The organism is Psychrobacillus sp. FSL K6-2836, assembly GCF_038003085.1.
Classification (GTDB): domain Bacteria; phylum Bacillota; class Bacilli; order Bacillales_A; family Planococcaceae; genus Psychrobacillus.
Window position 1 is genome coordinate 2,683,107 of record NZ_JBBOOM010000001.1, and the last position, 21,453, is coordinate 2,704,559.

Genomic DNA, 21,453 nt, shown 5'->3' on the forward strand with positions numbered 1-21,453 from the left:
ATGAAGCCAATTAACGCTAGTTTTTTTCAACAGCCAACTTTAGAACTTGCTCGCCAATTATTAGGAAATTATATTGTCCATGAGCATCCAAGTGGGCTACTTATTGGGAAAATCGTTGAAACTGAAGCGTATATGGGACCTGACGACCAAGCAGCACATAGTTTTGGGAATAGAAGGACAAAGCGGACTGAGGTTATGTTTGGAGAGCCAGGATTAATATACTCGTATCAAATGCATACCCATACGCTCATCAACGTCGTTGCGGCACCTTTGGACATTCCCAATGCGATATTAATACGTGCTGTGGAACCAATAGAGGGCTTAGAACTGATGAAGCAATTCCGTAACGACCTTCCGATGAAACAATGGACAAATGGCCCAGGAAAGCTAACAAAAGCTATGGCTATATCCATGGAACACTATGGATCACATTGGACAGATAAGCCCTTATATATGGCAGAAGGGGAGCGGGTAACCTCTGTATCCACTGGTCCAAGAATAGGTATTCAAAACAGTGGAGAGGCCGTCCATTACCCGTATAGATTCTGGGAAACAGATAATCCATTCGTATCGAAAATGAGATAACCAGAGATGACCTGGAAATAGGTCCTCTCTGGTTTTATTATGTAGCATAAGACTAGTTATTAAAAGTAAGGAGTTAACTTTCGAAAACTTAGATCAGTATTAAGTGATTGTTTTAAAACTCGTTTCCAAATTGTTTCTAAGAGTTGTAGAAGGACGACGGATAGACAAATGCCATAAGATTACCGAAAAAAAGCGATATTGGTTGTGAAGGAAGTCACAACCAATATCACTAAAAATTCGCTCGGTAATAATATAGCAAAATATCTGTCCAAAGCCCTTCGAAAACTATAGAAACAGGTTTAGAACTTATAGAACCAAGCATGTCTTTTGCCCGATTTTTCTTAGTATGTACGTACTTGTGAGATAAGCTGGATATAAGAAGGATTATTGATGGGTTCGATTAAAATCGGACCCATTGAACCGCTATAACTCAATCTTATTTCTTCTTCTTTAATCACTTTTAAAGCGTCCATTAAGAAACTTGCATCAAGTGAAATTTTTAAATCTGACTCGCCGGTGATTTCTTTAATAGGTTGTGTTTCTTCTATTATTCCTATCTCAGAGAAGAAAGAGGTAATTTTAAGGTCGTTTTTACTTTCCACTTCTATGTGTACGTTATTATTTCGCCACTCACTAGCAAAGAGGCAGGCTCGATCAATACCTCGTAAAAACTGTTTGGTGTTTAAAGTAATAATCGTTTTAGCCTCTTTTGGAAATAATCCCGATGTGTTAGGATAACTACCTTCAATAAGGCTTGAATACAGTGTTAGATTATCGGATTTAAATAATATATATTTATCCGAAAAATAAATAGTAATCATGTGAACTTCATTTTTAATTAACTTAGAAAGCTCACGTAAACTTGTTTCCGAGATAATAAACGATCCTTCAAAGTCGGATACTAATGAATACTTTCTTAATGCTAGACGTTGTGAATTTGTAGCAACAAATGAAAGCTCATTTTCTGATAAGGTTATATTTACTCCTGTTAGAACAGGTCTAGACATGTTGTTAGAAACAGCAAACATAGTTTGCTCCATGATTTCTAACAGCTTATTGCTTGGAATACTTATATGTTTTGATAAATCGATGTCCGGGAGAGTAGGATATTCTTCCGAACTAAAGCCATTTAAACGGATAATGATTTCTTCCGATTGTATAGTCACCAGTTGTTTCTCTTGCATTTTAATATGAATGTCACTGGGTAACTTTTTTATGATTTCACTTAAATGCTTTGCCGATAAAACAACGCTACCTGTTTCAATGACCTCCAAAACGCTATTGTCATTCAATGTTAGTGGAATAACCCTCTCAATAGCTATTACTGAGTTACTTCCACTTAGGATTAAATGATCGATATTAACTACTAACTTTATCCCAGATAAGACTGGTAAAAGAGTCTTCGTTGATACTCCTTTACTAACATCTAAAATTGCTTTGTTAAAACAATCCTTATTGATTTTAAACTCCAACATATTATTCACCCCATCAAAGTAACAATTCGACACTATAATACAAATTCCTTTTTACAAATAAAGAGACTTCCAAAAGTTGATATTTGGAAGTCTGTCTTGGAACATGTTAAACAGATTTAAATCTGTTTCCCCATATAGTATTCATCTACGAATTGGTCATGAATAATTAAAGCGTTTTTTCGTGTACCCTCTAACTCAAACCCAAGCTTCTTATAGAGTTTTTGTGCATTAATATTTTCTTTAATAACAGTAAGTTCAAGCTTAGAAATGCCAGATCCTTTTGCCCACTTTTCTCCTTGAAGCATTAGAGAAGATGCAATTCCCTTCTTAGAAAAATCTTGCTTGACCCCAATAACTACAGATGCCCTATGTACAGCACGTGGAGCTGGGCCTCCAATAAACTGTACATAGCCTGCATATTGGCCGTTCATAATAGCTAAAAGCAAAATAGAGTTAGGTGAAGTTTTCCATGTATTCATGCTTTTGCGGATACTTTGAACTGTTAATTGTCTATCAGATTTTCCGAATAACATAAAATCTGTTTCTGCAAAAATAGTTTCCTGTAAGTTTATAAAAGGACGAGCATCCTCTAAATCCGCTTCCCGAATAATAAGAATGTCTTGATTGTTATTATCATCAGATTTACGTTCATCGGTCTCATGTAAAACACTGTGAAAATGAATTGCTTTTCCAAGATCAACCCTTTTTACGGAATAACCTGAATCTGTCCATGCAAAATAATGAAGTGCAGGTGGCTTCGTTTTTTTCCACCAACTACTACTTAAATAAGCGGCATTAGGAAGAACATGCCCAATAATTGCTTCGATTTCAACGTATGTTAATATAATTTCTTTATTAGTCGATTGTTTAAAAAAGTCAGCCAGTGGGATGTATTTGCTCTCGGAATTTTTGGGCATTAGACATATTCACTCATTTCTTCTCAAGGTATGAAATATATCCTAATTATAACATTATTGTTGATAAATAAACATAACTTAAAATCTATCCAACAGTAAAATTATTCCAAAACAAAAAGCATTACCTCATATAGAAGTAACACTTTTCATAAAAATGATTAAGCTTTTACTAATTCTAATTGCATTGCCGGTCCGAAGAATTCGAAATGAATATTTTCATTTGGAACTCCTAGCTCTAATAAGTGATTGATCATTGCTTCCATAAATCCTGCTGGACCACATACATAAACATCGCCGTTTACAATAGCATGTTCTTTTAGAACATCTTTCGTGATAAAGCCATCGCCACTTTCAGAGTATAGCGATACATATTTTGCATCATCCATGTTTTCCATCAAAGAGCGAATATCTTTATCAAATGGATGTAAGCTTTCGTTACGGGCACTATAGATAAAGGATACTGAACGACTCGGATTGTTTTTCGCAATCGTCTCGAACATACTCATCATCGGTGTGATTCCAACACCACCACTTACGAAAGTGACTGGTGTAGCTTTTGATGGATCTAATATGAAATCTCCAGCTGGTGCAGTAAGCTCTACTTTGTCCCCAACATTCACATTATTGTGAAGATGAACCGATACTTTACCTTCCGGGTTATTTTCGTCTTCTTTTTTCACAGAAATACGGAATGATTCACTATCTGTCGCTTTGGATAAGCTATATTGTCTATTCATCAAATACTTTTCTCCTGGAAGACTTACACGAATAGTGATAAATTGACCAGGCTCATAAGATGGTAATACAGAGCCATCAGCAGGTTTCAAATAGAATGAAGTGATATTATCGCTTTCTTTTACTTTGTCAGCAATAACAAAATCCTTGAAGAATCTCCAACCTCCTTGTTTAGATTCAGTTGCAGTATACATTTCTTCCTCAATGCCGATAAATGCAGCTGCAATAACTCCATAAGCCTCTGCCCAAGCATTGATAATATCATCCGTTGCTGCATCCCCTAGTACCTCTTTAATAGCACCAAGTAAAAATTCTCCAACAATTGGATAATGTTCAGGTTTAATACCTAAACTCACATGTTTTTGACCAATCTGTTTTACTACAGGAATGATTGCTGCAAGATTATCAATATGAACAGCAGCAGCGTACACTGTGTTCGCTAAAGCAGTTTGTTGACGGCCTTTTGCTTGGTTGGCATGATTGAATATATTTAATAGTTCTGGATGAGCTTCAAACATATTTTTGTAAAAAGCAGTAGTAATAGCTACACCGTGTACTTCTAAAACTGGTGCTGTAGATTTGACGATATCAATTGTTTGTTGAGATAACATTTATAAACACGTCCTTTTCTTTTGATTACAAACACAATATACTCCTGATAAATTTTAAAAGCAATATATAAAATACATCTTTAATAAATCAGACACATTTATACCACAATGTTGTCAAAATAGTTATAATGATATGGAAGAATGGCGGTGGCAATATGAGAATGACTATGTATACAGATTTCTCACTTCGCGTGTTAATATACCTTGGAGCACAAGAAAAAGAAAAACTTTCTACGATTCAGGCTATATCAGATGCTTATGGAATATCCAAAAACCATCTGATGAAAGTAACCCATGAGCTTGGGAAACTAGGTTATATAGATACGGTTAGAGGAAGAGGCGGCGGTATCCGTTTAGCAATGGAGCCAGAAGCTATAAATATAGGACAGGTTGTAAGACATACCGAAGACGACTTTCATCTTGTTGAATGCTTTGATTGTCAGACGAATAGTTGTGCTATTACATCAGTTTGTGGATTACGAGCAGCATTACGCTTAGCACTGAATGCCTATCTACAGGTGTTAGATGGATATACACTGTCAGATTTCTTACATCAAAAGCATAAATTAGCGGATTTACTTTTCAATGACACTCAAGATGTATGATAGAATATAGTCGGAAATAGATTTTAGGAGGATTATTCATGGAAAAAGTACTCGTTTTTGGTCACAAAAACCCTGATACAGACACAATTACATCTGCTATCGTTTATGCACACTTAAAAAATCAGATCGGTGTGGAAGCAGAAGCAGTTCGTTTAGGCGATTTAAATAATGAAACAAAGTTCGCATTAGAGAAATTCGGTTTCGGCACGCCAAGACTTATAGAAAACGTATCAACAGAAGCGAGAAAGGTGATTTTAGTTGATCACAATGAAAAACAACAAAGTGCAGATGGTATCGAAGAGGTTCTAGTAACAGAGGTAATCGATCACCACCGTATTGCAAATTTTGAAACAGCTGATCCACTATACTACCGCGCAGAGCCAGTAGGTTGTACAGCTACTATTATAAATAAAATCTATAAAGAAAAAGGCGTAGAAGTACCTGCAAATATTGCAGGATTAATGCTATCTGCAATTGTTTCAGACACATTATTATTTAAATCACCTACTTGCACAGAGGAAGATATAGCTGCTGCAAGAGAGTTAGAGGAAATTGCTGGAGTGGGTGTTGAAGAGTACGGTCTTGCAATGCTAAAAGCAGGAGCAGATTTGAGTGATAAGAGCTTAGAGGACCTACTTACGCTAGATGCGAAAGAGTTTGGTATGGGTGAGTCTAAGGTAATCATTGCACAAGTAAACGCAGTAGACGTCAATGATGTGATGAATCGTCAAGCGGAACTAGAAGAGTTAATAACTCGTGAAATCCAAGAAAAAGAATTAGATCTATTTTTCTTTGTCGTAACAGATATCCTTAATAACGACTCCGTAGCATTAGCTCTTGGAAAACTAGCATTAAAAGCAGAAGCTGCATTCAGCGTAAAATTTGAAAACAATACAGCTCTTCTAAAAGGTGTAGTATCTCGTAAAAAACAAGTAGTACCAGCCTTAACAGAAGCTTTAACAGAATAAGAAAAACTAAAAAACGATGCAATTTGCATCGTTTTTTCTATATCATAGAGTATTTCATCTATTTATTGTATTGATGCTGGCAATATCCGCATACGTACTACATGGCAACCACACATCAATATAGAAAGTCACACTTTAGACTGGTTTTTAATGTCGGGTAGCATTTTACTTGCTTTGATATGTCGTTTATTTGCGCTCAGGGAGAAATTACTTGCTTTACTCCCACGTTACTTGAGCTGGATGGCTATATACTTGCTGAAGAAGGGGTTTTACTTGTGAAACGGAATATTTATCCAATATGAATGTACCTCTGTCAATCAATAGAATGTGTTATTTTCACATATAAAGACGGACCATCTAAGCCGACAAGCAGTAATTTTGAATTCAAGATTTAATCCTATTACAATGTAGAAGAGGTGATGATGAAAATGAAAATTGAAGTTTGGTCCGATTTCGTATGTCCTTTTTGTTATATCGGTAAAAGAAGATTAGAAGAAGCTTTAGAAAAAACCGGTTTTAATTCACAAGCACAAGTAGAGTTTAAAAGCTTTGAATTAGATCCAAATACACCAAAACAATCTGATAGAACTATGTATGAAGTGCTTGCAGAAAAATATGGTTCTACTGTGGAAGCTGCTAAAACGATGACGGCTGGAGTAGTAGAACAAGCAAAAACTGTAGGGCTAGATTATAATTTTGAAGCAATGAAGCCTGCCAATACTTTAGATGCACATCGATTAGTAAAATGGGCATCTGCACAAGGTAAAGCAAAAGAAGCAAATGAGTTATTGCTACATGCATACTTTATCGAGGGTAAAGAGATTGGAAATAATGATGTACTTCTTGATCTGATCGAATCACTTGATCTATCTAGAGAAGAAGCAGAAAAAGTCTTGAACTCCAAAGAGTATTTAGCAGATGTACGTATAGACATTGCTAAAGCAGGGCAAATCGGTGTCCGGGGAGTACCTTTCTTTGTTATAAACGACAAATATGCTATTTCAGGAGCTCAACCAACAGAAACATTCGTAGGAGCGCTACAAAAAGTGGCGGAAGAAGAAGGATTGTAGGCTAAAATAAAATGATGCCCAATTCAACCAATAGGGGAATCCACTATTGGTTTTTCTTATGGAAAAAAGGGTATAGAAAAAAAGTTAACAAAAAATTGGAGGAGAAACTATGGACTGGATTGAAAGTATGGTTGACTCAGTAAATAATGTTCTATGGAGTAATATACTGATCGCCTTGTTAATCATAGCGGGACTTTACTTTACCATTGGTACGAAATTTGTACAATTTCGTTTGTTTGGAGAGATGTTTCGATTGATTGTCGAAAAGAAAGAAGAGAAGGGTGGAGTTTCACCTTTTCAAGCTTTTACAATTAGTACAGCTTCACGTGTTGGGACTGGGAATATTACTGGTGTAGCACTCGCAATTGGTGTTGGTGGCCCAGGGGCTGTTTTTTGGATGTGGGTAATTGCTGTAATTGGTATGGCAACTGCTTTTATCGAAAGTACACTTGCACAAGTTTATAAGGTGAAGGACGGAGATACGTTTAGAGGTGGACCGGCGTATTATATGGAGAAAGCATTAGGTACTCGTAAATTAGCTATTATATTTAGTATTTTATTAACGCTGTGCTTTGGTTTTATATTTAATGCGGTTCAGTCTAATACGATATCGGCTTCCGTAGGAGAAGTATTTAGTATTCCTCCGTATGTAATAGGGATTTTGTTAGTGTTGCTAACGGCAACAATTATTTTTGGTGGTGTACATAGAATTGTTAAGGTGACTCAAATCATCGTGCCAGTAATGGCTATATTTTACTTAATAGTTGCCATATACGTTGTGGTGACTAATTTCTCAGAAATACCTACAGTACTTAGTTTGATCCTTACGGAGGCGTTTGGTCTTCGAGAAGCAGTAGGAGGCACTTTGGGTGCGGCAATCATGCAAGGTGTACGTCGTGGGTTATTCTCCAATGAGGCTGGGATGGGTAGTGTGCCAAATGCGGCAGCTACTGCAAGTATATCTCATCCAGCAAAACAGGGCTTAGTACAAAGTCTTGGAGTATTTTTTGATACGATTATCATATGTTCGGCAACTGCATTCATTATTATTTTGGCAGGTCTCTATAAGACAGGAGAAAGTGATGGAATTGTGTTAACGCAAAATTCGTTGGCAGAACATGTTGGAAGTTGGGCACCATATTTCGTAGCGATAGCTATTATCTTCTTTGCTTTCAGTTCTATAATAGGAAATTATTATTACGGTGAGACGAATATTGAATTTATCAATACACATAAGGGGTGGATGACTGGTTACCGCGTGCTAGTGTTAGCGATGGTCATGTTCGGATCTCTTGCACATGTACAACTAGTTTGGAACTTAGCAGATCTATTCATGGGACTAATGGCGATGCTGAATATTGCTGTGATACTGCTCCTTGGCAAAACAGCATTCCGTGTGCTCAATGATTACACGAAGCAACGAAAAAAAGGAGAAAATCCGGTATTTTATGCAAAAACAATTCCTGGTCTAAAGAACACGGAGTGCTGGGGGAAAGAGGATCGGTGATTTGAAAAGCGCAATTACAAATACAAGTCATTCACAAAAAACGTGCAGCCCAAATTGAGCCTGCACGTTTTTATTTTCTTTCAAATGAGTGATATCTTGTACCTTGGAAAGTCAGTATACCTAAGTCATCCTCTGCAAGCATCCCATAATCTGTGCCGTTAAGACGCAATTCCAAACGATCGCCACTATCAAATTGAAAAGTAACATAGTAGGAAGTCGATGCTGAACTATCGCCCGAACCACCACTCGTTTTAGAGCGTTTAGTCACTACTTGAGCGGGTACAGATAACTTAGGAGAGTTATTATTTTTACTCCACTGCGTTAAACCCTGAATAATCGCAAAAATAATAAGCCCCAAAATTAATAAAAATACTATCACAAAAAATATAGGCATCCCAGCAACAAAGAACCCAAAACTATCCATCTTCATACCCCTAACTTATAACTGTTTTTCTTTTATACGCAAAATATTGAATAAAGTTTCATCAATAGATAGACACTGTAGAAAAAGGAGGAAATATATTGTCAGATCAAATTTTACCTAAGGAATCTAAATCCTACTGGAGAGTAAATAATGACCTTCAGCTATATCCTAAAATAAATAATAATATCGAAACGGATATTGTCATTGTCGGCGCTGGCCTCACAGGTATTACCGCAGCATATTTGCTTAGTGGTAGCGGACGAAAGGTGATAGTAGTGGAGGGTAGTCGGATATTGGAAGGAACTACGGGATTCACAACTGCCAAGGTGACCGCGCAGCATGGTCCCATCTATCAGCAACTGATTACTACCTTTGGAGAAGAAAAGGCACGGCTATACTATGACGCAAATACAGAAGCCAAAGAGTTTATAAAACAGACGATTGAACAATTGGGCATACACTGCGAATACGAAACGTTGCCTGCCTATATTTATGCAGATACCGAGGTTGGTATAGAAAAAGTGGAAAAGGAAATGGAGGCTTACAGCACTCTTGGCATAGAAGGAGCAACCTTAACGAAGGATACCGGACTACCTTATACAGTGAAGCAAGCACTTAAGTTAGAAGACCAAGGCCAGTTCCATCCGATAAAATACGCAAAGGCATTAATGGATAAAGCAATAGAGAATGGAGTACAGTTTTTTGAAGAGTCTCGTGCAAAGACCGTTAAGTCTAACACAGTAGAACTAATGGAAGGTCAGCTAATTCGTGCAAACAAAATATTAGTTTGCAGTCATTTCCCATTTAATGATGGAGATGGATTATACTTTGCTCGGATGCATTCAGAACGTTCCTACGCACTAGCTTCTATTGCACCGACTAATTATCCAAAAGGTATGTATATAAATGTAGAGAAACCTACAAGATCTGTACGGACAGCATTAGGTAATGATGGAAAAAGGTATTTGATAATTGGAGGAGAAGGTCATGTAACTGGTCGATTCGAAGGCGATACAAATGAGAATACCGAAACTCTCGCAGCTTTTGGTCGAGAACAGTTTAAGGTGAAAAATTATGATTATCGCTGGTCTGCTCAAGATTTAGTTACTTTAGATCAGCTACCATATGTCGGTGCGATGACAGCAGGAAAGTCAGATGTATTAGTGGCAACCGGATATGCAAAATGGGGAATGACCAACAGTACGGTTGCCGCAAGAATCATGGCTGATCTTGTATTGGAAAGGGAAAACCGCTATATAGAACTTTATAACCCATCCCGCTCTAAACTGAAAAAAGAAGATATAACAAGCTTCGCAAAGACCAATGCAAGTGTTGCAAAAGAACTAGTTAAAGGGAAAACAGAACTGGTAGATTTGAAGCTTGAGGATTTAAAAAATGGTAGTGGTGATCTAATAATGCTAGATGGTAAAAAGGTCGGCGCTTACAAGGATGACCAAGGAAAAGTTTATTTAGTAAAACCGGCATGCACTCATATGGGGTGTAATGTTTCCTTTAATAATGCGGAAAGCTCATGGGATTGTCCATGTCATGGATCCAGGTTTAGTTATAAGGGAGACGTATTAGAGGGTCCTGCATTTGAACCATTAGAAAAAGTGGAATATGTCGACTGATAGTAATTAGAATATACGATTCCATAATAGCTGATAACAAGGAGTTACCTAAATTATATTGGGTAACTCCTTTTACTATTGTTTTTAATCGATATATCGATTAAAATTACCGATATATATAAAGGAGTTGGTTTACATGAAAAGACGTAGAGGATTTGTTCAGATGGCAATCCTGCATCTATTGGAGGAAGCATCGATGCATGGCTACCAAATAATGAAGGAATTAGAAGTTAGGTCGGGAGGACATTATTCAGCCAGTGCGGGAACGGTATACCCTGCACTTCAAGAATTACTAGAGCAGGAAATGATAGAACTCGAACCTTCATCCGATAAAAAGACTTATTGCATTCAAGAAAAGGGGAAAAGTCGATTGCTGGAGTTTGCAAATCGCAAAGAGGGGTCATTTTGGAGCAACTGGGAGGCTCGGTGGATTTGGCAAAACTCTGAAGAAGCTATTCATCTAAAAGAGATAATTGATTTGTGGGAGGCTGAGCTTAGAAAGGCGATAAAGCAAACCCGGAGCACTCCCGAGAATTCACCAAAACTTATTGCGTTTATGAAAGAAATAACAGAACGATTACAGACAGAGGACTATTAGGGAGTGAGATTTTATGAAATCCTTTAGGAAACTACTTCCTTATGTTAAACCATATATGCTTTTTGCTATTTTAGCGCCAATTTTTATGTGTATTGAAGTGGCGATGGATTTATTATCACCGACAATCATGCAGCATATTATTGATGATGGTATTGCTAATGATGATACAGCTTATGTCGTGAAACTTGGTGTTCTAATGCTTGTTACTGCAGTCATTGGGCTGGTAGGTGGAGCAGGGTGTACGATATATAGCACTAGAGCAGCAGTAAATTTTGCGGCTGATATTCGAAGAGATGTATTCAAAATGACTGAGAAGTTTTCAAGTAAAAATATGGACAATATTGGTGTAGGGAAATTAATAACGATTGTGACAAATGACATAACTGCTGTCCAACAAGCACTTATGATGACACTTCGTGTTTTTGTAAGAGGACCGCTATTATTTATAGGAGCAGTTGCGATTGTTTGGTTTACCGCTAGAGAGCTATTCCCTGTGCTATTGGTTGTTATTCCAATACTAATTGTTTTAATCTACTTTTTCTCTTATAAAACAGGAAAATTATTTGAAAGAGTACAAAAAGCTATGGACAAAGTGAATACGAAGCTTCAAGAAACGTTTGCGGGGATACGTGTGATTAAATCATTCAATCGACAAGATTATGAGATAAAAGCATTTAAAGGTGTAAATGAAGAGTTAACGAAACGTAATATGTCGGCAGAACAGGTGATTCTCACACTAATGCCCGTTATGCTATTTATCGTTAATATTGGTGTAGTAATTGGGATGTGGATGGGTGCTATAAAAGTAAATGAGGGAACGCTAGAGGTCGGAGTTATTTTAGCGTTCACCAACTATTTAACGATTATTATGAACGGGTTGGTATCTAGTAGTCATGTATTAATGCAGATTACGAGATCATTCACATCTGCTGGTCGAATTCAACAAGTTTTGGAAACAAAAATTGATGTAACTGACCCTATTAAACCTGTATCGGACAACGACATCAAGGGAGAGATAGAGTTTAAATCAGTCAATTTTAGTTATAGCAAAAATGGGGAATATGTATTAAAGGATATTTCGTTTCATGTGAATAGTGGAGAAACGATTGGAATTATAGGACCTACAGGAAGTGGGAAGTCAACACTTATCAAACTTCTTCCTAGATTGTATGATCCAGATTTAGGGGAGATATTGATAGATGGAATAAACATAAAAGAGTATTCTATTGAGAGTTTAAGAAGTTTGATCGGGTTTGTACCTCAAAAGGCAACGTTATTTGCAGGATCAATAGAAGAAAATATACGCTTCGGTAAAGAAGAGGCAACTTTAGCGGACATGGAAAAAGCAGCTAACTCAGCAGCTGCCAGTGAATTTATAGAAAAAGTAGATGGGCAGTTTTCCCATGAGCTTATGCAAGGGGCTACAAATCTGTCTGGTGGCCAAAAACAGCGTTTATCGATGGCCCGCTCGTTTATCCGTCAACCGAAAATACTAGTATTAGATGACTCGACTTCTGCCATAGATGCAATATCTGAAGTTCAGGTACAACAAGCACTTGGGCAGTATCTATCGGATACAACTGTATTCATCGTATCATCCAAAGTCTCTTCCATTATAAACACCGATCGAATTCTTGTAATGGAGGATGGAATGGTTGTAGCAAGTGGTACACATGATGAACTGATTGAAACTAGCGAGATTTACCTCAGTATTTATGCAACCCAAAGTGGAAAGGAGGTCCTTTCCTATGAGTAAAGCTTCTGCTCAACCAGCCTCTAATGCAATTGGTCGTGCAAGAGGTCCAAGAGGATTTGGTGGACCGGTAGAAAAAGCAAAAGATAAAAAAGGTACGTTAAAACGAATCTGGCGATATATGGAGAAACAAAAAATTGCTATTGTTGTTTCAATTATATTGGTTGTAATATCTACTCTATTAAACTTGTTGGTTCCTTATATGATTGGTGTCACCATTGATGAGTATATAATTCCAAAGGATATGGACGGAACACTACGTTTCTTAGTAATATTAGCAATTGTGTACACAGCAGCTGCTATGTTTACTTGGCTACAGAACTTTTTAATGGTTCGAGTGTCTTTGAAAACAATTAGGTCACTACGCCAAGATTTATATGAAAAGTTTCAAACTCTGTCATTGCGGTTTTTCGATAAACGTACGCATGGAGACCTTATGAGTCGCGTTACGAATGATATTGAAAGTTTGAATAACGCATTAAGTCAAAGTGTAATTCAAATTATTTCTACTATAATGATGGTGACAGGTGTAACGATAGCGATGTTTATGCTTAACTGGGTGTTGGCTATAGTGTCACTGTTAGTGGTTCCATTAGTTATTTTTACAACGAAAAAGATAATCACCTATAGTAGTAGCAACTTCATCAAAAGACAACGTGATTTAGGTGAGCTAAATGGTTTTATAGAAGAAGCCATTTCAGGAAATGAAGTAATTACCCTTTTTGGGCAAGAAGAAAAGAATTTCAACAAGTTCTCGATAGTTAATGAACGACTTCGTCACTCAGCAACTGCTGCTGATACTGTATCGGGATTTCTAGGACCTATCAACAACTTTATCAACAATTTAGGTCTTGCTTTAATTATTGGAATTGGGGCTGTGATGACAGTACAAGAATTGGCAACAGTTGGTATCATTGCAGCATTTGTTAATTATTCAAGACAATTCTTTAGACCAATTAATCAGCTTTCAACTTTATTGAATACCTTTCAGTCTGCTATAGCAGGAGCTGAACGAGTATTTGAAATAATGGATGAAGCTCCGGATCTTCAAAACCAGGAAAACGCACTTACAATAGATACTTTAAAAGGAGACATTACATTTTCCAATGTTGACTTTTCTTATGAGACTGGAAAACCGATTTTGAAGAATATTAGCTTTGACGCTAGAGCAGGAGAAAAGATTGCTTTAGTAGGTCCAACAGGATCAGGAAAAACTACAATCATTAATTTGCTCATGCGTTTTTATGAGATAGACTCTGGAGATATTAAAATCGATGGGGTATCTATCAGTGAATATGAAATAAGTAAGCTTCGTGAAAAAATTGGTATTGTTTTACAAGATACTTTTCTATTTTCAAGCTCCATTTTAGAAAATATACGCTACGGTAGACTAGAAGCAACCGATGAGGAAGTAATAGAGGCTGCTAAACTGGCATCTGCTCATCGATTTATCAAGCATTTACCCGATAAGTATGACACACAGATTACTGGGAATGGGTCCAATTTAAGTCAAGGACAGCGCCAATTATTAGCGATTGCTCGTGCCATTTTAGCAGATTCAGATATACTAATTCTAGATGAAGCAACTTCCAGTATCGATACGAAAACAGAAATAGATATCCAGCAAGGCCTAAATCGTCTATCGGAAGGGCGTACCAGTTTTGTCATAGCCCATCGGTTAAAAACGATTGAAAACGCTGATAAAATCTTAGTCATTCACCAAGGTAATTTAATCGAGGTGGGGACACATAAAGAGCTATTGGAACAACGAGGTTTTTACTCCGAGCTATATGAAAGCCAGTTTAATATTTGAACTAACATAAGGATGAAAGTGAGAACAAAAAATGTGATTTAAGTGCATCTTTTCTACGATACTTTCACACATGAAATATATAGCATTACATGTGCTCACATAATAGAGTTATAAGTAAGAGGTGAGCGCAATGTATAAAATTTTTTCTGTCAAACTATTATTCGAACACATTTCGTTATCTAGTACTATGTCAAACAAAATATATGAAGAGACCATTAATATCATACGGGCTGTAAAATTAGAGGATGTTGATCGTCTAGTTAAGGCACATTATAAAGATGTCACCTATAAAAACATTTTTGGGGAAGAAACGACGATAAAGCTCGTAATGATTCTCGACGTCTTTGAACTTGTAGACAATATTGAGGAAACCTTGGAATTTGTAGAGGTATACAGCCAGCATATTATTGTGGATGAAGAAGTGACGGTTGAATAAGACTTCCTAAAGCTAATAGTATTTAACAGATAAAAACGAGTCCATCTTTAGAAGAGGGCTCGTTTTTATGTTTCACTAAATCTGATTCTGTGTTTAGATAAACTCGTCAACAGAAGTAATTTTTGGTTTGTCATCTTCTCCCAGATGGTTTGAACTTAAAACTGGAAGCGTGAATAGAACGCAACAAAATAGAACTCCAAATACAATTTTCTTCATGACAATTCCTCCCAACTAGTTACTTTTGATTGCTTCAAATGAAAATGAAACCCTAATTCGTAGTAAATTGATGCTTGCTTATATTGTTTAGTTTCAGCTAATCGCTTAGCTAATACGTAGCAATAAATCATACAGTTTTTATAATCCTGCTTACCTCCGAAATAGTCCAAAGCTTTCTTGAAAATGGGGATAAGTTCTTGTTTCTCCAGTAATATCGCTCCATATACGGAGAAGTGGTTTGAATAGAGATCCTTTTTGCTATTGGACAAATGCTCGATAGTCTCTATCCCTTTTTGCAGCCATACTAATGCATTCTGCAAATCATCAATTTTATGATATTCTTTCAAAATAGATAGAATAGTCACAATTTTATCATCAGGACTATGCTTCGCATCCAAACTATAAAAAAAGTGCAGCAATGCTTGTTCAGACTCTTTTTGCAGCGAGTAGCAAGAGCCTAAATTATGCTCAATCATTCCATTGAACTCAGAGGATTCTATTTTTGAATTGATATCTCTAGCCTTTTCAAAAGTAGTGAGTGCTTCCTTTAAGAGGCCAGTATGTTTTTGTGCAATACCAAGGATTATTAAACACTCCATCGATCGTTCGATTAAAATTTCTTGATTGAAATAGGAAATGGCTTCCTTTACATAATCGATTGCTAGAATGTAGCGAGATTCGGATAAAAGTGATAACCCAGATATGTAATATAATTCTGCCATCTCCCAGTCTTCCATTCGAAAGCCTTTTATCAATTGAAAAACTTCTTTAAAAATCTGAGAGGCATGGCTAAACTGATTATCTTGATAGGCGGTAATACCTTGAATCGTGTAGAGATAAAATAACTGTTCAATAGTCATTTCTTTTTTGAATTCTTCTAAAATGTAGACATTACTTTTCATATCCACTGCTTCAGGTAACATGAGCATCAAGCGAGCTTCTAACAAAAGGAGGGTTAGTCGTTCTTCTTCTAGCGGATGTTCTACAATATAAAGATGAATTTCGGAAAGAAGCGTTTTAGCCAACTTTTTATCTCGAGAGTTTAGTACTTGCTTGAACTTTAGTTTAAACTGAACAATCTTTTTTTCATTTTGATCGCCATTCGATGAGTCTAAAGAAATATTCAATCTCATCAGAATATGATTTTTTATGTCTTCACTTGGAATGACTAATCCGTTTTCAATTCTGCTCAAGTAAGAGGGGACACAAATACCGGTAGCTAATGCTTCTTGCTTTATATTCTGTCTCTGCCGCTCTAACTTGATCAATTGTCCTAGGTTCATCTAATCTACACCCTTTTTTAAGCCAATAAATAGGAAAACAAATCCAATTATATAAATAAGATACCATATTCTAGTTAGAAAAACATAGAAAGCTTTCATTAAGAAAGTAACGATGAAAAAGCGCAGAAAATCGATGTTTTTTACAAGATACTTTCACAGGTGGAGATTATAATATTGAAAATTACAGTGTCTTCACAGAATTAACTCAGACTACAGATTTCCGTTTCAGGTGGAAGTACAAAGGCTAAGTGCGCCACATCGCGATCGCAACGTCTTCGTGACCAACATCCTGTTGGCCTCCGCAAGGGTGAGCGTATAAGCTGTCACCGCCTTACGCGTTCGTTGTGATGTCTTATCGCGTAGTACTACTTTAGAAGATTTGGCAAAGCGTATCGCTTAGATAATAAGATTAGCTCAAGTTAATGTAGGGATATAAAGATTTGTAATTGCTGATGAAGTAGAGATACTGTTATTCAATGATAGATGGAGGCAGGCAGTTTTCTTTTTACTGGTGGAGATAAAGAGGAATAGTAAGTGTTTACTAAATAAAGAAGCGAAATAGCTCACGAAATTGTATCTTCGTGAGCTTCCTTTAAAAATAGGAAAGTGGCTTCTCTCTAGTTATCCAAAAACGCACAAACCTGTTTCTAATAGTTGTAGAAGGGCACGGACAGACAGGCAACTGCCATAAGATTACCAGCCTTTTTAAAAATCAAACGGTAATCTTATAGCAAAACGTCTGTCCAAAGCACTTCGAAAACGATAGAAACAGGTTTTGACCTTAAAGGGCTGGGCATGTTTTTTCCTGGTTTTCTTAATGTCCATAAATAATTTCAAACAGTTTTGTACCGAAATATTATAATCTTGGATCGACTGGATCTGATTCCATTGCTAAAGTAGCTAAAACGCATTCATGCACACGTTCAATCGAGTCACCATTGACGAAACGTTTTATACCATCTATACCTAACGCAAATTCTTTTAGTGCAAGTTTTTGCTTTTTACCTGTATTTCGTTTCTTCAATCGTTCTAAGTTTGCAGGACTTAAATAATCCATCCCGTAAATGATATGCAAATATTTACGACCTCTTACTTTAATAGCTGGCTGTATTAGTCTTCCTCTAGATGTTGGGATATAAAATTCAGGCTTAATAACGATTCCCTCATGTCCTTCTTTTGTCATTTCTTCCCACCAAGTGATTACTTCTAATTCACTCGCTGCATCAGAAATGGTTTTATATTCAGTTGTCACAAAAAGAGATGAATCCTTAGCGAATTCCTTATTCATTTCCATATGCCATGTATGGGGCTTATGAAAAAATGATACATTACTGTGAGCAAGCACATGAAACGGTGCAATTTGAATAGTATTTGTCCCTTCAATATCCCAGCAATACTTTTGGAACACTTCTTTAAATGTCTCTGCATTCGCAAGTTTTTCCTTGTATTCTACTAGCCAGTTCTTCACATCCACATGTTTGGAACTATTTAGCTTTTCTAATAGTTTCTTTCGATCTAAAATTGCATTTTCCGAAACATGAGCATATTGACTGCTAATTAGTTCTTTAGCTTTTAAATTCCAAGGCATAATTTCTGTATCTAATAATACATAGTCCGTTTCATACTTTTCAAAATACCCTTTTCGAGTCAACTCTTCGTTTAACTCTCGTAAAACTTTTTGTTCTGTTATCTTATCAAAAAATCTTCTTCCAGTTCTCGAGTAGATTACACCTTCTATTTCCCAACCGATGAACTTTTTCGCTGATTCTTTATCTTTAAATAAAAGTAGTACTGCACGACTGCCCATATGCTTCTTCTCAGCGATCAACGTTTCAATCCCATGACTCCGATAATATTCAATAGCTTCTTTTGGATGCTCTAAGAAATCGGGAAGCTTTGAAGTTTCCGGAGTAGGACTCATTGTTGGTGGAATATAAAGCAGTTGTTCGATTGGAACCGTATAATGAGAGACGGTGTCTATAGCAGATTTAACGATATCCTGATGAACCTTAATATCTCCTAAAAGTTCAGTCTGTACGGAATATCCGTCAATAAACTTCCCTATATTTGGTGCATCAAAACGTTTCTTTTCCCATTCCTGCAATGGATTATCTAATGGACCAGAATAATCATTCGCGGCTTTTACAGAAACGAATTCCTCTTCGGGATATCGAAACGCTGTTAGCTTACCACCAAAAACAACGCCTTGATCGATATTAATCGTATTATTTATCACAAGTGGCTGTAGTTTTGGGTCATGTCCCCAAATGATAACTATGCTCCCTTTATGATGGACAAACCAATCGTCCCGGATTGGCTTTCCTTTTTCATTCAAACCACTTGTATCTCCATATCGACAAAAATCTTGAATATCAGGTGATTGTTTACCAATAAACTCATCTTTAATTCCGGCATGGGTACATACTGCGGTAGGAGTACCATTTTTCATTAATACATAATGAGAAGGAGAACGAAGTAGGAAATTTTTCAACATTTCCTTTGTTTCCGTTGTCTTCTCTATCCCATGAGCCTTCTCATATTCTTTAAATTCTTCTTCTACTTTCTCGTCCCCATAATTTAATGTTACATTTCGTCCATCAAGCCAACGGGCAATTTTCCAACCATGGTTGCTGTCCGTCATATATGCCAATCCTTGTTCGACATGTCGTTGGAAAAACAGCATCGTTTTTAGTGATTCTGGTCCTCTGCTCATAACATCACCAACAGACATAAACTTTCTACCCTTTGGATGGATATATAATGCATCATCGCTTTCCTTGTAACCAAGTTTTTTCAAAAGGGCAATAAATTCATCATAGCAGCCATGTATATCTCCAATTAAATCAATACCATACTCCACATCGACCAGTAGAGGATGATCCATCCGCACAAGCCCAATTTCTTCTTCCGCATTGATGGAATAGATTGATTTGAACCCTTCTTTTTTTATGGAACGTTTTTCCCGCTTTAAATTTTGATACTGCTGTTTTACTTTTTTCTTTCCACGAGGTTGTTCTCGTTGTTCATCACGTTCAAGTAGTGTTTCTTGTGGAATATCTAATACAACTGCAACAATTGGTACATGATGTTTTCGAGCTAACGCTATATATTTTTTTCGATCATCTGAGAAAATATGTGTTGCATCTATAAATGTTAATTTATTTAATCGACATCTAGCTTCGATTACATTATCCATCATATGGAAGGCTTCTTTTGATATAGTATAGTATTGGTCGTAGAGACTATCTGCCTCATCTTTTGGTCTGCCTGTCCATTCAATAAAATTCGTATCGCCCACAACTAAACGATAATCATCAGAACTTATCACTTCCGATGGTAAAATAGTTTCTTCACGGATCCAGTTGTTTAGCAATGTTGTTTTTCCACTATTGGACGCGCCGATTAGAAGGACAATCCCTGAACTTGGTATTGTTATTTTCATGAATGCTTCTCCTTCCTGATAAACGTGCACATTTGAGTAGGAAAACCATGGGTTTCATCCTCATCCCCAATACCTTCAAACGACAGCTCGTAGCGTTCAGAGTGATTCATACGAAGACACCATTTCTTAAATTCTTCTCTTGTCCATTCAAAACGATGATCATTATGTCGCATAGAATCAACCATTTGATAAACATGATTATATTCCTTGTTTGGTGTAGTAATGATTAAAGAAGCTGGGTAATAATGTTCTAAAATTAGATCCATTGCTTTTGGTAATCTTTCTTCATCGATGTGCTCAATCACTTCACAAAGGATGATGACATCTTTGTTTTTTAAGCGTTCATCAAAGTAAAAAAGAGAGCCCCAAATCATTTTTGGTTCGACAAAGCCTTTTTGATCCTTTATCTTTTCAAATCGTTTCAATGCTTTTAATCTTGCAATTTCACTTGGTTCCACGGCAAAAATCTCCCGAACCTCTTCAACAAAACCTAGTCGAGCAGATAATTTACCTTCACCAGATCCAAAATCGACAATCTTATTTTTTACGGGTAGTTTTCTAACTGAATCCACAATTCTTTCGTAACGAAGCTCATTCAGCGGTATAGGATGAATTTGCTTTTCAGAATTATCCTGTTCTTCAAGTTGACTATAGATTTCCTTAAAACGTAAAGCTTTACGGACGATAAACTCTTTCTGGGGATGATCCTCAAGCCAGCCCTCACCGTACCGTTTTAGCTTTTCAATTTCTGATTCATCAATAAAATAATGTTTATAGTTGTCCAACACCGGAATGAGTATAAATAGCTGTTGGAGCCCTTTTTGAAGGGAAGTTTGACTAGACAAAGTGATAAAACATGCAGAACTTCTTTCTTTTAAACGAAAGGAATAATCCGTTTCTGCATACTCAACTCTGACATCATAACCCAATGGTTCAAATAGATTCCGAATTTCATGTTCACTTAACTCAGTTGCAACCGGTCCAAAACTAAAGACAAAAGGAAAACGGTAATCCACCCATTTTGTATATTCTTCTTTTGGCTTCCCGTTTAAAGCAGTACCAAGTGCATTTCGGATGAGTGACATAAAGATGCTGCTTACTACAAATTCACGATCGTTAATATAATGGGTTATGTCATATGCATTCGAAGAATGATTTACAAGGGCTAGTGGATCTGGCGACACGAAAATAGTCAGCTCAAGTTCTGTATCAGTTACTACATTATAAAACATTCTAATGTGATGACCTTTATGGTTCCGTTCATATATATTATTAGGGTTTTTAGCAAGAAGATAAGTAATAGCTTCTACATTTTCACCTGTTGCTCTAATTGTTAGCTGCATAATGAACCTCCATCTTAGTTAATCAAACTTTTCACTCTTAG

The 21,453-nt window shown here is 36.6% G+C and carries 18 protein-coding genes; 10 read left to right on the forward strand and 8 right to left on the reverse strand.

Going from position 1 to position 21,453, the window contains the following annotated elements; genetic code table 11:
- On the forward strand, window positions 1-585 hold the full coding sequence (locus MKY37_RS12765; protein ID WP_340777650.1) for a DNA-3-methyladenine glycosylase: 585 nt from the start codon (window positions 1-3) through the stop codon (window positions 583-585).
- 341 nt (window positions 586-926) lie between these two features.
- Here the strand turns inward: MKY37_RS12765 and dnaN are convergent, their stop codons facing one another.
- The 3 genes from dnaN to hmpA all read right to left on the reverse strand — a co-directional run bounded on the left by dnaN (window position 927) and on the right by hmpA (window position 4,323).
- Window positions 927-2,060, reverse strand: coding sequence for a DNA polymerase III subunit beta (gene dnaN, locus MKY37_RS12770; protein WP_340777652.1), 1,134 nt, complete (start codon window positions 2,058-2,060; stop codon window positions 927-929).
- Window positions 2,061-2,176: 116 nt separating this feature from the next.
- A complete protein-coding gene (locus MKY37_RS12775) occupies window positions 2,177-2,977 on the reverse strand; it encodes a GNAT family N-acetyltransferase (RefSeq protein ID WP_340777654.1) in 801 nt (266 codons plus the stop codon).
- 158 nt (window positions 2,978-3,135) lie between these two features.
- Window positions 3,136-4,323, reverse strand: coding sequence for an NO-inducible flavohemoprotein (gene hmpA / locus MKY37_RS12780; RefSeq protein ID WP_340777656.1), 1,188 nt, complete (start codon window positions 4,321-4,323; stop codon window positions 3,136-3,138).
- A 155-nt stretch (window positions 4,324-4,478) separates the two neighbouring features.
- On the opposite strand from hmpA, the gene MKY37_RS12785 reads away from it, so the two are divergent.
- From MKY37_RS12785 to MKY37_RS12800, 4 genes are all read left to right on the forward strand, one after another.
- Window positions 4,479-4,928 carry an RrF2 family transcriptional regulator gene (locus MKY37_RS12785; RefSeq protein WP_340777658.1) on the forward strand — a complete coding sequence of 150 codons (450 nt, stop codon included), beginning with the start codon at window positions 4,479-4,481 and terminating at the stop codon, window positions 4,926-4,928.
- Window positions 4,929-4,966: 38 nt separating this feature from the next.
- Window positions 4,967-5,896, forward strand: a complete 930-nt coding sequence (locus tag MKY37_RS12790) for a manganese-dependent inorganic pyrophosphatase (protein ID WP_340777661.1) — start codon at window positions 4,967-4,969, stop codon at window positions 5,894-5,896.
- 428 nt (window positions 5,897-6,324) lie between these two features.
- A complete protein-coding gene (locus tag MKY37_RS12795; protein WP_340777663.1) occupies window positions 6,325-6,966 on the forward strand; it encodes a DsbA family oxidoreductase in 642 nt (213 codons plus the stop codon).
- Window positions 6,967-7,075: 109 nt separating this feature from the next.
- Window positions 7,076-8,473 (forward strand): alanine/glycine:cation symporter family protein, encoded by a 1,398-nt coding sequence (locus MKY37_RS12800; protein ID WP_340777665.1) that lies wholly within the window; start codon window positions 7,076-7,078, stop codon window positions 8,471-8,473.
- 70 nt (window positions 8,474-8,543) lie between these two features.
- On the opposite strand, the gene MKY37_RS12805 is transcribed toward MKY37_RS12800, so the two are convergent.
- Complete coding sequence (locus tag MKY37_RS12805; RefSeq protein WP_340777666.1) at window positions 8,544-8,897, reverse strand: DUF2500 domain-containing protein; 354 nt, start codon at window positions 8,895-8,897, stop codon at window positions 8,544-8,546.
- A gap of 98 nt (window positions 8,898-8,995) precedes the next feature.
- Here MKY37_RS12805 and MKY37_RS12810 point away from each other — a divergent pair, with 98 nt between their 5' ends.
- The 5 genes from MKY37_RS12810 (at window position 8,996) to MKY37_RS12830 (ending at window position 15,128) form a co-directional block, all read left to right on the forward strand.
- The gene (locus MKY37_RS12810) at window positions 8,996-10,528 is read left to right on the forward strand and encodes an FAD-dependent oxidoreductase (RefSeq protein WP_340777668.1); all 1,533 of its coding nucleotides are present in this window, start codon (window positions 8,996-8,998) and stop codon (window positions 10,526-10,528) included.
- Between the two features lie 136 nt (window positions 10,529-10,664).
- Window positions 10,665-11,126, forward strand: a complete 462-nt coding sequence (locus tag MKY37_RS12815; RefSeq protein ID WP_340777670.1) for a PadR family transcriptional regulator — start codon at window positions 10,665-10,667, stop codon at window positions 11,124-11,126.
- Window positions 11,127-11,139: 13 nt separating this feature from the next.
- Window positions 11,140-12,882: an ABC transporter ATP-binding protein gene (locus MKY37_RS12820; protein WP_340777671.1), complete on the forward strand. Its 1,743-nt coding sequence runs from the start codon at window positions 11,140-11,142 to the stop codon at window positions 12,880-12,882.
- Window positions 12,875-14,692 carry an ABC transporter ATP-binding protein gene (locus MKY37_RS12825; RefSeq protein WP_340777674.1) on the forward strand — a complete coding sequence of 606 codons (1,818 nt, stop codon included), beginning with the start codon at window positions 12,875-12,877 and terminating at the stop codon, window positions 14,690-14,692. The genes MKY37_RS12820 and MKY37_RS12825 overlap by 8 nt, the downstream gene beginning before the upstream one ends.
- A gap of 130 nt (window positions 14,693-14,822) precedes the next feature.
- Complete coding sequence (locus MKY37_RS12830) at window positions 14,823-15,128, forward strand: DUF4288 domain-containing protein (protein ID WP_340777676.1); 306 nt, start codon at window positions 14,823-14,825, stop codon at window positions 15,126-15,128.
- A 93-nt stretch (window positions 15,129-15,221) separates the two neighbouring features.
- On the opposite strand, the gene MKY37_RS12835 is transcribed toward MKY37_RS12830, so the two are convergent.
- From MKY37_RS12835 to MKY37_RS12850, 4 genes are all read right to left on the reverse strand, one after another.
- Window positions 15,222-15,344, reverse strand: coding sequence for a hypothetical protein (locus MKY37_RS12835; protein ID WP_340777678.1), 123 nt, complete (start codon window positions 15,342-15,344; stop codon window positions 15,222-15,224).
- Window positions 15,341-16,627, reverse strand: coding sequence for a helix-turn-helix transcriptional regulator (locus MKY37_RS12840; RefSeq protein WP_340777680.1), 1,287 nt, complete (start codon window positions 16,625-16,627; stop codon window positions 15,341-15,343). The genes MKY37_RS12835 and MKY37_RS12840 overlap by 4 nt, the downstream gene beginning before the upstream one ends.
- An 856-nt stretch (window positions 16,628-17,483) precedes the next feature.
- A complete protein-coding gene (locus MKY37_RS12845; RefSeq protein ID WP_340777682.1) occupies window positions 17,484-20,069 on the reverse strand; it encodes a polynucleotide kinase-phosphatase in 2,586 nt (861 codons plus the stop codon).
- Window positions 20,066-21,412, reverse strand: a complete 1,347-nt coding sequence (locus MKY37_RS12850; protein WP_340777684.1) for a 3' terminal RNA ribose 2'-O-methyltransferase Hen1 — start codon at window positions 21,410-21,412, stop codon at window positions 20,066-20,068. The genes MKY37_RS12845 and MKY37_RS12850 overlap by 4 nt, the downstream gene beginning before the upstream one ends.
- Window positions 21,413-21,453: the final 41 nt, after the last annotated feature.